This is a genomic window from Spongiibacter taiwanensis, assembly GCF_023702635.1.
Classification (GTDB): Bacteria; Pseudomonadota; Gammaproteobacteria; order Pseudomonadales; family Spongiibacteraceae; genus Spongiibacter; species Spongiibacter taiwanensis.
On the sequence record NZ_CP098455.1, the window covers coordinates 983,213 to 997,983 of the forward strand.

Consider the following 14,771-nt stretch of genomic DNA (forward strand, 5'->3'; position numbering starts at 1 on the left):
CCATGCACGAAGACAATTTACAGATTTTTATTGACGGCATTAGCCGCTACTTTGAACACACCAAAGACAACGACCTGCGTCTGGGCACCCCCTATTTGGCCCCCAACAGCGCCCCGGTCTCAATGGACTACACCGGCATCATCGGCGTTTCCGGGTCCAGTAAAGGCTGTGTGTACTTCACCGCGCCAAAGGCAATGCTAAAGCACCTGATCATCAGCCTTGGCGAACCGGATACGTCGGAGAGCAATATGGTGGATCTGGTGGGCGAACTGGCCAACACGATTTCCGGCAATGCCCGCCGGGAGCTGGGGAAAAACTTTATGATTTCTGTGCCGGTCGTGGTGTCCGGCGCCCCAAATCAGATCCACCTGCCGACGGACCTGCGCTCCTATGTGATTCCGGCCACCTGGCGCAGCTATCAGGCAGCAATGGTAATTTGCCTGCAGTAGCGGCAAATCGACTGTCTCGAAGGGGGCACATTTGGGGCAGCTCGGGCCGGGACTTAAGACACCCGCTCGACATCGACGGCGACGGTAAGGGACTGATCACTGCCCCCGCCGAATACAATTCCTTTAAGCGGAGTCACGTCGGAGTAGTCGCGTCCCCACCCGGTCGTGATGTGCTGATCGGCGGGAATCAGGTCGTTGGTGGGGTCAAAATCGTTCCAGCCATCGCCGGGGACATACACCGAAAACCAGGCATGGGAGGCATCAGCGCCCTGCAGTTTCTGCTGACCCGGCGGCGGCAAGGTCTCGAGGTAGCCACTGACATAGCGCGCCGCAAACCCGAGGCTGCGCAGCACCGCAATGGCCAGATGGGCAAAATCCTGACAAACCCCGCGGCGATTTTCCAACACCTCCGCCAGTGGCGTGGCCACCGTGGAAAATCCCGGATCATACTGAAAGTCGGTAAATATCCGGCTGTTGAGGGCCGCCACCGCTTCCATAAACGGGCGTTCAGCGGGAAACAGGTCACGGCCAAAATCCGCCAGCTCGTTGCTGCCCTGCAGCATGGGGGAATCAAAACAGAATTCAGTGGCCTCGATATCGTCCTGAGCGCGACTTTCCTCCAGCACCTTTAACACTTCGCCACAGGTAATACCGCTGCCCAGCAGGCGACTCTCGGAGGGTGCAATCTCAATCTCACTCTCTACCGTCACCGACAGGCTGCGATGGGGCTTTTCCACCGAAAATTGACAGACCACGTTGCCGTAATAGTCTTCTCTGCGTATCCGGGTGGCAGGCACCGGGTCGATACGAATATCGCTGTACACCACCCGTTGTCCCCGGCAGTCCCGGGGAATCAGGTAGGCAATGTTGTAGCCCTGGCTAACCTGATCGGCGTAATCGTATTTGGTGGTGTGACTGATCCGATATCTCACTGCAGCCCCCTGCCGCTCATCTCAATGGGCTGAGGGCCCGAGGTGTGATCGAAATAGCGATCAGCCAAGAATTGGGCCGCGTTATTTAGATCATCCTCCAGAGAGGCCAACAGCTCATCCAGTGTTGGAAATTCCGTTCCTTCCTCGTTGAGCTTGGACAACTCCGCCAGGCTCGACAACAACAGGCTATTCACCGCCCGCAGCACACAGCGCATGTCGTCGGTCACCTGTACGCCACGAATGGGACCACTGACATCTTCCAAATGATCCTTGAGCGCCTCCAACTGGAACAACACCGAGCGCGGGTTCTGGGGATCAAACAGCAGCAGCTCCAAGCCTTTATCGAGGCGGTACCCGGTGCGGTAATAGCGCTTGTACACAATGCGTGACTCGAGACTGGCCAGCACCGGCTTTAACAGCGGCACACTGTTGCCTTCCGCGCCGGTGACCAGGGTATGGCGCAGCAATTCCACGGTGCGCTGGGCACGCTCGATGCGGCGGCCGATTTCCATAAAGCGCCAGGCCCGCCCCCGCACCATACTTTCCTGACTCAAACCCGACAGGGCCAGCAGGGTGGTGATCAGCGGGTCGAGCAGCTCTTCCGGCGCGGCCTGCAGGCTCGAGGCAAGATTGGTGTTGAGGTACTCCATACCGTCGCGCACGTCGTTAATCAGCCGCAGCATGTCGTTAGAGAGCAGCTCTTTGACGCTGCCCGCCGAGTGCAGAATCGATTCCAGACAGTGGGCAATACTGCCCTGCCGGGCGCGGTTGGCAACCAGATCCAGCAACTCCTGCTCCGGGGCCGAAAAATCCGCGTCCTCGGCGGTAAAACCGGGATAGGTTGCGGTCAAGTGGGTGACCGCCTCCAACAGCACCCGACGCAGGTGTTCGGCCAGCGGCTCAATACTGTTCAGCTCTTCGAAGGCGGTGCGCACCAGGCGCAGGCCCGATTCGGCCCGCTCGGCATAGCGACCAAACCAGTACAGGTTCTCGATGACCCGGCTGGGCAGGCTGAAGCTGCGCTCCATTTTTTGCCGGGCCATAAAATCGTCAGGCTGGGCCTCCGGCACTTCCGGCTCGGATTCCAGAATCCAGGTGTCCTTACTGGCACCGGCGTACTGACTGACAATGTGCAGGGTATCTTGACGGCTGCCCACCCGAGTCAGGCCACCGGGCATCACATTGTAGGAACTGCCACTGGCAACGGTGAACCCGCGCATCACCAGTGGGCGACTGCTGAAAGACGCACCACTGAGCACCGGGGTATGCGACGGCGACACCGCCACTTGCGCGACATAGTCCCGGGGTTTGGCCAGAATTTCCGCCAGCAACTGCTGGCGCTTCTGGGGCGGTAAATCACTGACAAAAATGCTGTGCTTTCCCGGCAGACGATAGGTCGGCCGGATCAACAACTCATCAAAATGCGCTTTGACATATTCCAGGTCGTTAGCGTCGCCACACCACCAGGTCTGAACCGAGTTGAGGCGCAGCTCCCGGCCTAAAAAGTGCTGGGCGATGGCCGGCATGTACTTGGCGAGCACCGGGTTTTCCAACACGCCGCTGCCCAGGGGATTGGCTATTACCACCCCTCCGCTACGGGCCACTTCCAGCAGCCCTGGCACCCCCTGGGAGGAATCGTAGCGTGACACCAGGGGATCGGTGTACTCGTCATCAACCCGGCGCAACACCACGTCGACCCGGCGCAGGCCGTCGAGGGATTTCAGCCACACACTGCCTTTGCGCACCGTCAAATCCCGGGCCTGAACCAGCGGATAGCCCAGGTAGTTGGCCAGGTAGGCGTCTTCGAAGGAGTTTTCCTTGAACGCGCCCTGGGTCAGGTAGACCACCAGGGGCGAGTCCTTGGACTGGCTGAGTTCAGCCATTTTTCGCCGCCAGGCGAGGAAGAAATTGGACAGCCGGTGAACGTGGGTATCCCGGAACAGGCTCGGCATTACCCGGCGCAGTACGGTGCGGTTCTCCAGCGCATAGCCCGTGCCGGTAGGTGCTTGGGTGCGGTCCCCAATCACCAACCACTCGCCCTGTTGATTGCGCACCAGGTCGGAGGCATGGAAGATCAGCTGGTGCTGACCGGGCACCCGAATGCCATCGCAGGCTCGCAAAAATCCGGGATGGCCATACACCGCTGCCGGCGGAATGACCCGATGTTTGATCAGGTTTCGTTCGCCGTAGAGGTCGTCGAGGATCAGGTTAAGCAATTCGGCCCGCTCGCGCAGGGCATTTTCGATCACCTCCCACTCCTGACTGGATAGAATCAGGGGCAGCAGGTCGAGGTTCCAGGTATGGCTGATATTGAGCTGGTCGCCAGGGCTATAGCTGGCGCCGTCATCCCGCAGAATTCGCTTGGCGGTGCGCTGACGCTCTAGTAGCGCCTCCGGGCCCATGCTCCGTAGCACTTGCATGGGATAATGCCAGTGTTCGCGAATTTCGCCATTAGCGCCCAGCACCTCGTCGTACTGGCTGTGCTGAGGCTTATAGTCGAAGCGGTCTAATGGCATGGGTTCCGAGCCGCTGGGATTGGTCGCAGTTTTTTGCATGGCGTTCCAGGTTTCCGCGACCCAGGGGTCTTGGTCTTAAAGTCAGCGCGCCCCATCGACAGGGTGTCGCGAGGGGCAAGACTACCGCAGTTCCAAAATTCCAGCAAATGAGGAATAGTACGGTGAAACCCCTGCAGATGCAGCATAAAGCACACCACCCGCGGGGGTTCGCCAGCCTTAACCCGGGGTAAACCAGGTCTCGTTAATCACATTGTGCAGGCCGCCCAACTGGCGCTGCAACTCGTCTATATGGGCAGGTAACGCCACCAGCACATCCTCATAACCGTCGCCTTTTTCCACTTGCTTGATCAGGCCATCCACAGCCTTGCCCACCGCCAGGCCTCGGGGCAACATGGCCGCAGAGGCACGCATATCCAGCAAACAGGCCGTCACCGCCCGGGGAAACAGCGTGTCCTCGAGCAGGAAGCGCGCCGAGTCCTCACCATTCAGGGAGACCTTCATGGTACGGCGGAAGGGCATGATGGCATTGAGGGTGCCCAACACGCTGCTCCACACCGCATCGGTCACGTGAACGCTGTCGTGCTCAATACAGTCGCCTGACATCCGCGCCCCCGCCTCCAGGGTCCGCAGGGTCATATCGGCGGTCTCCAGGCTGCGGCCCAGCACCAGGAAGTGCCAGGCCTCATCTCGACGCATGGTGTCGTAAATCAGGCCGTTAATCTGCTGGCAGGTCTTGACGATGTCACCGAGAAACTCCGTCCGGTGGCGGCGATTCAGACCCTGCTGCATATTCTCGCTGACGAAAATCTGAAACTCGTTGACCAGTTCCCAGCTCTCGGCGGGGAGCACATCCCGGGTAGTGCGAATGTTCTCCCGCACCATCCGCAGCGACGACATCAGCGAACCTAAATTGCTGGTATCTTCCAGCAGAAAACGCACCACCCGCTTTTCATCCTTCACCGAAAAACGCCGTTCATATTCGTGATGACTGCCGCTGGCAATAACCAGGTTGTGCCAGCTGATGCCGGTATCCTTGGGCAAATCAAATAACAAAGAAGTGTAGACATTGATCAAGCGGGCCATACTTTCCACCCGCTCCAAGTAGCGGGCAAACCAGTAAACGCGCTCAGCAACCCGGGACAGCATCATGATTTTTTCCCTCCCTGGGCCACAATCCAAGTATCTTTACTCCCCCCGCCCTGGGAGGAATTCACCACCAGGGAGCCTTTCTTCAGAGCCACCCGGGTCAAGCCACCCGTGGTCACCGTGGTGGTTTTGCCCTGCAAGACAAAAGGTCGCAAGTCGAGATGCCGGGGTTCTACCTGACCCGGCCCGGTGATAACCGGTGTGGTCGACAGCTGCAGAGTCGGCTGGGCAATGTAATTGCGGGGATTTTCCTGGACCAGCTTGCGGAAGGTCTTGTGATCCTTCTCCGAGGCGTGGGGGCCCACCAGCATGCCGTAGCCACCCGACTCGTTCGCCGGCTTTACCACCAGCTTTTCGATATTGGCGAGCACGTATTCCCGCTGTTCGGGGTCGTCACAGAGATAGGTTTCCACGTTCGGCAAAATCGCCTTTTCACCCAGGTAGTACTCGATCATTTTGGGCACGTAGGCATAGACCACCTTGTCATCGGCCACCCCAGCACCCGGGGCATTCACCAGGCCAACATTGCCCGCCTTCCAGGCTCGCATCAGACCGGCCGCGCCGAGCACAGAATCCGGGTTGAAGGCTTCCGGATCCAGAAACAGGTCATCAATCCGGCGATAAATAACATCCACCCGCTCCAGGCCGGAGATCGTGCGCATGTAAACGCAGTCATCCTCCCCGACGACCAGGTCACTGCCCTCTACCAGCTCCACCCCCAGTTGTTGGGCAAGAAAAGCGTGCTCGAAGTAGGCGGAGTTAAAAATCCCCGGTGTAAGAATCACGATTACCGGTTGGCGCACTTTGCGCGGCGACACCGACGCCAGCATGCTCAGCAGTTTTTCCGGGTAATCATCCACTGGCAGAATATCGTTGGTTTCAAACAGCTCCGGCAACACCCGCTTGCTGATTTCGCGGTTTTCCAACATATAGGCCACCCCGGAAGGCACACGCAGGTTGTCTTCCAGAACGTAGAACTTGCCATCGGCGTCGCGCACCAGGTCACAGCCACAAATATGTGCCCACACCCCCCGGGGCGGATTCACACCAACGCACTCAGGACGGAAATTCTTGGAATCTTTCAGCAGATAATCGGGAACCACGCCATCTTTGAAAATCTGCTGATCGTGGTAAACGTCATTGATAAACATATTCAGGGCTTTGACGCGCTGCTTGAGGCCCTCCTCGGTGCGCTTCCACTCCACTTCGCCAATCACCCGCGGAATCAAGTCAAAGGGCCAGGCCCGGTCAATATTGCTGCCGTCCATGTAAACGGTGAAGCTGACCCCCATATCCCGCACCGTGCGGTCCGCCGCCACACGGCGACTTTCCAGTTCTTCGCCGCTGAGTTTCGACAATGCGCTAACGATCCGGCGGCTGGCGGCCCGGGGGTTGCCCTTGTCGGAAATCATCTCGTCAAAGAAATCGCCCTTGGGATACTGGCTCCAATCAATGCTGTCGGATTCCTTGCCTCTACCTGTACTCATATATTGTTATTCCAGCCTATTTTGGGAAACGGAATACCCCTTGATGCACTGGTGCAGCGCAGGCCACACCAACAAAGCGCACCAAGGCTGCGCAGCGGATAACGGCCAGGCCGCGCAATGGAGTAATGATGATTTTTATGCCTGCAAACGATGCGCCAACTTGCACAACAACAGTGACACACCACTGTGAAATAACGCGAGGCAATTGTTGTAAGAAGAGCGGGCGACAAATGCCCCTTAGAAATGACAAAAAAACTGGATTGGCCTGCATCGCAAGCCATAGAGAAACACTGCTTTGGGGGTGAAGGGTCAAGCCATTCCTCCGCAGTTTGCCACTCAACGCCGAGCGGCTGACAACCGTGTCACAAGCTCTTGAATATAACGTACATTTGGCCGTTGGTACCAATCCATTTCTGCTTGGCGGTTGTGAATTTGCAATGCATCACGACAGCCGGAACCATCGCCGTCAGCAATGGCAGGATTCAAACAGCAGGGGGCGCCCCAGCCACTTTCACCACGCCATGGCAGACGGGCGAAAATGGCTAGGCCCCTGATTGCCCAGCGCCTAACCACCTACAGGAGCAGGCGCCGAATATCCCCCAACAGGGCAATCAGGTGAACCATAAACTGCCCGGCATCGGCGCCGTTAATCGCGCGATGATCATAGGACAGCGACAAGGGCAGCATCTGCCTTGGCTGGAACGACTCACCGTCCCACACCGGCTGCACCGACAAGCGAGATACCCCCAGAATCGCCAATTCCGGCGCATTGATGATTGGGCAAAAGCCCTTACCACCGATGCCACCGAGACTGGAGATCGTGAAGCAGCCGCCCTGCATATCGGCGGGTGACAGTTTGCGATCTCGCGCCTTAGCGGCGAGCTCGGCCGACTCCGCCGCCAATTGCCAGATGGATTTTTTATCAACATCGCGCAGCACCGGCACCACCAGCCCAGCCGGGGTATCCACCGCCATCCCCACATGGACATAGTCTTTGTACACAATCGACTCGCCGTCGCTGCTCAGCGAGGCGTTGAATTTGGGAAAGGCCTGTAGGGTGGCCGCCACCGCCTTCAACAAAAAGGGCAAGGGTGTGGCTTTAACACCTTTGGCTTCGGCCTCAGCCTTAAGACGCTTACGAAAGTGCTCTAGCTCGGTAATATCGGCATCGTCGAAGTGGGTCACGTGGGGCAGGTTCACCCAGCTGCGGTGCATATTCGCTGCGGTGAGCTTATCAAGCTTGCTGCGCGCCTCGACCCTGACCGAGCCGAACTTGGCAAAGTCGACTTCCGGTAAGGGCGGCAACGCGCCGCCACCGGCGGCCGCGGGTGCCGGCCCCTTGCTTGCCAGGGTTTTGACGTAGGCTTGCAAATCTTCTTTAACCACGCGACCTTTGGGACCGCTTCCCTTGACCTGCTCTAGCGGAATACCGAACTCCCTCGCCATTTTGCGCACGGCGGGCCCGGCGTACACATCGTGATGGGTTTCCAGGGTTGGTCCGGAGGCAGCATCCGCGCCTGCGGCCAAGGCAGGGTTGGCTGTCTGAAACTGTTCGCCGGCGGGACGCTTGGCGTTTTCGGACGATGAGCCCGAGGCGTCGCCACTGTCTTGCCCAGCGCTTTTCTCTGCCGGAGCAGCATCCTCCGCGGCGCTTTCATCCTCCGCAGCACTTCCATCCTCCGCGGCAGCTTGGCCCTGCACCTCAATCTCGCCGAGGAGGCTCCCCTCGGACAGGCTGTCGCCCACCTTTACCACCAGGCTGGTGAGCGTGCCAGAGAAGGGTGAAGGCACTTCCATCGAGGCCTTATCAGACTCCAGCACAATGAGTGAGTCACCCTCTTCCACGGCGTCACCCGCGGCTACGCAGAGCTCAATGACCTCCGCTTCGCCGCCGATGTCCGGTACTTTGATCGTCTCGACACGGCTTGCCGCAGCGCCCTTGCCACCTTCCTCTTGGGCAGGTTTTTTATTTGCCTCAGACGGGTCATCGGCGGCGCTTTCCTCATCAGAGGCATCACCCTCCTGCTCCGCCGTTTCACCGGCATTGTCATCCTCAGCGCTGTCGCTCTCAGGCTGGGCATCACCACTATCGCCCTCTAGCTCAAACACCGCGTCGCCTTCACAGACCGTGTCGCCGACTTTGACCAGAATTTTACTGATGGTCCCGGCCTGAGGCGCGGGCACTTCCATGGAGGCTTTATCTGACTCAAGGACCAAAAGCGAATCTTCTGCTTCTACCCGGTCACCCTCCGCCACGCAGATTTCAATGATCTCGACGCCGTCAGCGCCGCCCATATCGGGAATCTTGATGGTTTCTTTCGCCACAACAGAATCCTTTTATCTTGCTTAACGGTACAGAGGGCTTGGGGAATCAGCGTTGATCCCCAGGGTTTTGATCGCCTTGCTCACCTCGGTGGCAGCCAACAGGCCGTCATCACACAGGGCCTTCAGGGCCGCCACCGCAATATAGTTTCGATCTACCTCAAAATGCGCGCGCAATTTTGCCCGCGTGTCCGAGCGCCCATAGCCATCAGTGCCCAGCACCACAAATCGCCCAGGAATATAGGGGCGGAGCTGCTCGCCGTAGGCCTTGATATAGTCGGTCGCGCAAATCACCGGCCCCCGACTGTCGGTTAACAGTTCGGTCACATAGGGCACTTTGGCGGTCTCTTCCGGATGCAGCAGGTTCCAGCGATCACAGTCCATGCCATCACGACGCAACTGGTTAATGCTGGTTGCGCTCCACACATCGGCCTCAACTTTGAACTTGCTTTTCAGCAACGCCGCCGCGGCTTCAACCTCGCGCAGAATCGTGCCGCTACCGATCAACTGCACTTTCAACTTGGGCTTCTTCGCCGCACTGCTAGCCAGGCGGTACATCCCCTTCACAATGCCCTCTTCCACTCCCTCAGGCATGGCCGGGTGGTGGTAGTTTTCGTTCATGATGGTGATGTAGTAGAAGACGTTTTCTTTGGCCTGATACATCCGCCGCATGCCATCCTGGATGATGACTGCCAACTCATAAGAATAGGTCGGGTCATAGGAGACGCAGTTGGGGATCATATTTGCCATCAGGTGGCTGTGGCCATCCTGATGCTGCAGACCCTCACCGTTCAGGGTGGTGCGCCCCGAAGTCGCGCCAATCAGAAAACCCCTTGCCTGGGAGTCACCCGCCGCCCAGGTCAGGTCCATCACCCGCTGGAAACCGAACATGGAGTAGAAGATATAAAAGGGCACCATCGGGTAATGGTGATTACTGTAAGAGGTGGCCGCAGCTAACCAGGCCGAGAATGCGCCGGACTCGGTAATCCCCTCCTCCAGAATCTGCCCCTGCTTGTCTTCCTTGTAAAACATGATCTGGTCAGCGTCATGGGGGGTGTAGCGCTGGCCCTGGGACGAATAAATCCCCAGTTGGCGGAACATCCCCTCCATGCCGAAGGTACGCGCCTCATCGGGCACAATAGGAACAATTCGCTCGCCCACCGCCTTGTCTTTGACCAGGGTGGACAACAGGCGCACAAAGGCCATGGTGGTTGAAATTTCCCGCTTCCCGGTATCTTTCAACTGGGCCTCGAAGCGGTCCAGCCCAGGCGTCTCAAGGGCGTCAAAATCGGCATTGCGCGCGGGCAAGTATCCGCCCAGCTCCTGCCGGCGCTTGTGCATGTACGCCATTTCCGGACTGTCTTCCGGCGGCCGATAATAGGGCACTTTCGCCAGGTCATCATCGCTGATGGGTACACCAAAGCGATCGCGGAATTTCTTCAGCTCATCCAGGTCCAGTTTCTTAACCGAGTGCGCTTCGTTCTGCGCCTCACCGCCCTCGCCCAAACCGTAACCTTTCACGGTCATGGCCAGCACCACTGTCGGCCGGCCCTGGCTCTCCACGGCGTTGGCGTAGGCCGCGTAAACCTTGTACGGATCGTGACCGCCGCGATTGAGATACATAATGTCGTCGTCAGAGAGGTCTTTCACCAACTCCAACAATTCTGGGTACTTGCCGAAAAAGTGCTTGCGGGTATAGGCGCCACCGTTGGCCTTGTAATTCTGCAGCTCACCGTCGACCACTTCGTTCATGCGTTTGCGCAGCAGGCCGGTGGTGTCTTTCTCGAGCAGCTGATCCCACAGCCGCCCCCAGATCACCTTGATGACATTCCAGCCGGCGCCCCGGAAAACCCCTTCCAACTCCTGAATGATCTTGCCGTTGCCGCGCACCGGACCATCGAGGCGCTGAAGATTACAATTGACCACAAAGATCAGGTTGTCGAGCTCTTCCCGGCCAGCCAGGGCAATGGCTCCCAACGATTCGGGCTCATCGCTCTCGCCATCGCCCATAAAGCACCACACTTTACGGTCACCGTGATCCACCAGACCCCGGCTTTGCTGATACTTCATGACGTGAGCCTGATAGATCGCCTGAATGGGGCCGAGGCCCATACTCACGGTGGGAAACTGCCAGTAATCCGGCATCAGCCAGGGGTGGGGGTAAGAAGACAGCCCCTTGCCATCGACCTCACGGCGGAAATTATTCAGATCGCTCTCGGTCAGCCGTCCCTCTAGAAATGAACGGGCGTACATCCCAGGCGAGCTGTGACCCTGGTAGTAAATCAGGTCGGCCTTTTCACCGCCGCGAAAAAAATAATTGAAGCCCACATCGTAGAGGGTGGCGGAGGAAGAAAAGGAGGAAATATGGCCGCCCAGGGCATCGTCATTGTCATTGGCGCGCATTACCATCGCCAGCGCATTCCAGCGGATCAGCGAGCGAATCTTACGCTCCATAAACAAATCGCCGGGCATCCGCTTTTCGTCGCGAGGCTCAATAGTATTGCGAAAGGAGGTGGTGATGGCGGCGGGCAGTTGGGCGCCGGAACGGGCCGCATATTTTGCCAGGCGTTTGAGCAGGAAGGCAGCGCGGTCTCGACCGCCAAACTTCAGTACACCCTCCAGCGCCTCCAGCCACTCCTGGGTTTCCTGGGGGTCGAGATCTTCACGAAAATCGGGGTCTTGATCCATGTCACAGTCCTTAAATCATTGGGCTGACGTTTCCCAGACCAGCAGGCGAAACCTGCGCACCGCGTGACAACCGGCTCCCTCCCAAGGGGGAAGGTAAATGGATCTGCCCGTTGGTGACGGTGATCACCTGGCCAAGGTGGGCAGAGAGACGGCCTTTTGAGCCACGCCCCACCCTACATTCATCTTATTCGGCCGCGCAGCCTTGGATTGCAAGCTGAGCGGCGCGACCGATTTTACCTACAACGCACTATAAATCAAGAAAATATTAACATTCACAAAATTAATACAGCTTTGTTCATTCATTTAAAACAGTTACTTAGGCGTTTTTTTGATCAATCAAACTGCCGCGTTGGCAAGCCGGATTTGAATTCAGACAAGGACTCCACTGCCTCACCGGCCATGCGCTGGCTCTGCCATTTGCCCTCAGCATAGATCACCATACTGCGCGGTTTAGCAAAGTCCTTGGACACTTGCTGCCACCACTGCTCGTAACTGAGGTCGGCCAGCGCGGCGACCAACTGCGCCCGACTGTCAAAGTCGGGATAATGTTCCAGCAGATCTCGCCAGTGGCGGTCAGCGGCCTCCCACACATTTTCCGGCTGCTCTGCCAGGCGCTTGGCCAGGCTGGCCTTGTGTTTGTCGAATTCGTCCTGACTCACACCGCCAGCCAGCCAGGCCTGGATATAGGCATCAATTTCCTTCTGCAAGGCCTCCGGTCCGGCAACCGGAGACTGCACCAGAAAGTAAATTCCCGGCACTTCTCGAACAGGGTAAACGCCGGCCGTGACAATATAGCCAAGCTGCTTTTCCGTGCGCAGCTCGTAGTAAAAGCTGGCACTCATGATCTGAGCGGTCAAGCCCATGGCCACCCTGGCGGTATTGCCACTGCCACCCGACTGGATATATTGCAAAATTGCCGCATCGTCATGGCGCGCATTCACCTGGCGCACATGGGTTGCCTCGGGCAGCAAAACCAGATTCTGGCGGGCCGCCGCTTGGCTACCCACGGGGAGCACACGTTTCACCACGCCTGCAAGCTCCTTGGCGTCGCCCTCGTTAAAATTGCCATCCACCAACAACAGCGGCGCAAAGCCCTGCAGCATGGTTTTAGCATGCTCGGCGACCTGTTCCATGGTCACATCTTTCAACAAATTCTTTTGCGCCGACAACGCAGGTTGATCCAGCAACAGCGCTCGCGGCAGTTCATCAATCAACTGTTGATAGGGGCTGCGCTTACGCGCATTTTCAAAATGCCGCAGCCGCTGGGCCTTGATACGCTTGAAGCGAGCCGCCTGCCACTCGGTGTTGACCAACCCTTTGAGCACCTCGGTTAGCAGTTCTGCCTGCTTTTCGTTGTAGCCGCCCAGACTGACCTCAATTCCACGCCAATCAGAATCCAGCGAAAAACTCAGGCCCGCCAGCTGGGCAGGGTAGGCCAGCTCATTGAGCTGGTCCTTCACCATCCGCAGCCACAGCCGGGTTTTCACTCGCTCACTCAATGTACCGGTCGCTGTCGGCGTGCGCAGCAGCAAATACGTGCGCCCCTTGGGCACTTCAAAGACATCGTCGGTATTCAACCAGGTCTCAACCCCCTCTAGCTCACCAAGCAGCCTCGGGGTGTTGCCATCGGCATCCGCGTCAGTGCGCTGGGCCAGAGAAAAATCCTCGGCGATAAAGGGGTTTGCACTGGGCAAACTGAGGTCGGTTTCACCTGGCTCGCCAAGAGCCGCCTGCCAGCGTTGCAGCTGCTCGCCACTCACCGGCCGCTGATCAAAACCGACATCGTAGCGTTTGACCTCTTGCGTGGTTTTCACACCCGGCGCAACCAACACCACCAGCGCGTTGTCCGGCCGCAGCACCTCCAGGTATTGCTGAATCACCCCCGGCTGAAATTCGTCCATGGCGTAGGGACCGCGCATCACATCGGCAGCGGGGTACTGCTGGAGGGCCATCGACAAGCCAACGGCTTCCTGACTGGCGGCAGGTGGCGTGCGGAACAAAAACTGCTGCCGAGCCAAACCACTTTGCTCGTCAAAGCGCCACGCCTCAATCCCGCCCGCTTTTATCATGCGGATGTTGGCAAACAACAAACTGACAATGTCATCAACCTTGCCCTTGCCAGCCTCAGTGAGGTTGATCTCGACACCAAACATGGCACCGCCCTGGTAGGACAGACTCTCACCGGCATTCAGTGATTCCGCCCAGCCCCGCGCTTTGAGCACCGACAACAAACTGCCCTCGCCCTCGTGGCCGAGTAAATTGCCGAGATAACTGAGCGGTTTACTGCGCCAATGGGGCTCGGTGTCAGGCACCGGAAACGCGACCGTTAACACACGACGGTTTTGCACCGGCTCAATGGCCACAAAACGGGGTAAGCCGCCGTCGGCAAACAGCGGCTGATCTATCGCCTTCAGCGATACCCCATGGCGACCAACAGGACTGAACCGAGGCCGAACCATTGCCTCTAACTCGGTCAGCGATTCTCGACCAATCACCGTCAGCGTCATGATGTCGGCAGAATAGTACTGCCGATAAAAGCGCAGCAATTGCTCACGTAGAGCCTCGGGTTTATCGCTCTGCAAGGTCTCCAGGTTTCCGACAGAAAATTTGCGGTACGGGTGCGCGGGATTCAGCTGAGACTTGAACACCGCCAGCTCCCGTCGACGATCATCGCGGATCTTGGAGCGGTATTCTGAGTTCACCGCATTCACCTCACGCTGCACAAACTCGGCATTGAACAGTGGCGCCGAGAAGAACTGGGCAAAACGATCCAGTGCCGGCTCCAGCGAATCAGCGGCGATATCGAAGAAGTAATTGGTGTGCTCAAATGAAGTAAAGGCGTTGTGGCCACCACCGTGGGCGCTGATAAATTCCTGATACTCGCCCGCTCTTGGGTATTTCTCAGTACCCAAAAACAGCATGTGCTCCAGAAAATGTGCCAGCCCCTGGTAATCTTCCGGGTCCTGACGACTGCCCACATTAACATCGAGGGAGGCGGCGGCCTTATCTGCCTGCGGGTCTGATATCAGCAGTACCTGCAAGCCATTTTCCAGCGTCAAATAGCGGTAGCTACGATTGTCGTTAAGGGGTTTAGCAATCTCGACCGAGCCCCCGAGCCCCGGCACCACGCCACAGGCAACGAGAGAGAAAAGTACAAAAGAAGCAACCAGGTAACGCACTAACTGAGCCACAAAAAATCCTTAGTAAACACAAGCAGTAAATTCATTAAGC

9 protein-coding genes are annotated in these 14,771 nt (G+C 57.9%); 1 reads left to right on the forward strand and 8 read right to left on the reverse strand.

All coding sequences use genetic code 11. The annotated features are described in order from the left end of the window. Window positions 1-2 precede the first annotated feature (2 nt). Window positions 3-449, forward strand: coding sequence for a chemotaxis protein CheX (locus NCG89_RS04615; protein WP_251088597.1), 447 nt, complete (start codon window positions 3-5; stop codon window positions 447-449). A 53-nt stretch (window positions 450-502) separates the two neighbouring features. On the opposite strand, the gene NCG89_RS04620 is transcribed toward NCG89_RS04615, so the two are convergent. The 8 genes from NCG89_RS04620 to NCG89_RS04655 form a co-directional block, all read right to left on the reverse strand. Then, window positions 503-1,381, reverse strand: a complete 879-nt coding sequence (locus NCG89_RS04620) for a transglutaminase family protein (RefSeq protein ID WP_251088598.1) — start codon at window positions 1,379-1,381, stop codon at window positions 503-505. Beyond that, complete coding sequence (locus NCG89_RS04625; RefSeq protein WP_251088599.1) at window positions 1,378-3,936, reverse strand: circularly permuted type 2 ATP-grasp protein; 2,559 nt, start codon at window positions 3,934-3,936, stop codon at window positions 1,378-1,380. Before NCG89_RS04625 ends, NCG89_RS04620 begins: the two co-directional genes overlap by 4 nt. Window positions 3,937-4,113: 177 nt before the next feature. Further along, window positions 4,114-5,046: an alpha-E domain-containing protein gene (locus NCG89_RS04630; RefSeq protein ID WP_251088600.1), complete on the reverse strand. Its 933-nt coding sequence runs from the start codon at window positions 5,044-5,046 to the stop codon at window positions 4,114-4,116. Continuing rightward, window positions 5,043-6,530, reverse strand: a complete 1,488-nt coding sequence (locus NCG89_RS04635; RefSeq protein WP_251088601.1) for a circularly permuted type 2 ATP-grasp protein — start codon at window positions 6,528-6,530, stop codon at window positions 5,043-5,045. The genes NCG89_RS04630 and NCG89_RS04635 overlap by 4 nt, the downstream gene beginning before the upstream one ends. A 16-nt stretch (window positions 6,531-6,546) precedes the next feature. Beyond that, window positions 6,547-6,843 (reverse strand): hypothetical protein, encoded by a 297-nt coding sequence (locus NCG89_RS04640; RefSeq protein WP_251088602.1) that lies wholly within the window; start codon window positions 6,841-6,843, stop codon window positions 6,547-6,549. A gap of 260 nt (window positions 6,844-7,103) precedes the next feature. Next, window positions 7,104-8,855 (reverse strand): dihydrolipoyllysine-residue acetyltransferase, encoded by a 1,752-nt coding sequence (gene aceF / locus NCG89_RS04645; protein ID WP_251088603.1) that lies wholly within the window; start codon window positions 8,853-8,855, stop codon window positions 7,104-7,106. A 21-nt stretch (window positions 8,856-8,876) separates the two neighbouring features. Then, the gene (gene aceE / locus NCG89_RS04650) at window positions 8,877-11,540 is read right to left on the reverse strand and encodes a pyruvate dehydrogenase (acetyl-transferring), homodimeric type (RefSeq protein ID WP_251088604.1); all 2,664 of its coding nucleotides are present in this window, start codon (window positions 11,538-11,540) and stop codon (window positions 8,877-8,879) included. Window positions 11,541-11,872: 332 nt separating this feature from the next. After that, a complete protein-coding gene (locus NCG89_RS04655) occupies window positions 11,873-14,731 on the reverse strand; it encodes an insulinase family protein (protein ID WP_251088605.1) in 2,859 nt (952 codons plus the stop codon). Window positions 14,732-14,771: the final 40 nt, after the last annotated feature.

Bases quoted from the DNA above. Each gene is read 5' to 3' on its own strand.
- NCG89_RS04615 (WP_251088597.1), top strand. From the start codon at position 3: ATGCACGAAGACAATTTACAGATTTTTATTGACGGCATTAGCCGCTAC.
- NCG89_RS04625 (WP_251088599.1), bottom strand. From the start codon at position 3,936: ATGCAAAAAACTGCGACCAATCCCAGCGGCTCGGAACCCATGCCATTA.
- NCG89_RS04630 (WP_251088600.1), bottom strand. From the start codon at position 5,046: ATGATGCTGTCCCGGGTTGCTGAGCGCGTTTACTGGTTTGCCCGCTAC.
- NCG89_RS04635 (WP_251088601.1), bottom strand. From the start codon at position 6,530: ATGAGTACAGGTAGAGGCAAGGAATCCGACAGCATTGATTGGAGCCAG.
- aceE (WP_251088604.1), bottom strand. From the start codon at position 11,540: ATGGATCAAGACCCCGATTTTCGTGAAGATCTCGACCCCCAGGAAACC.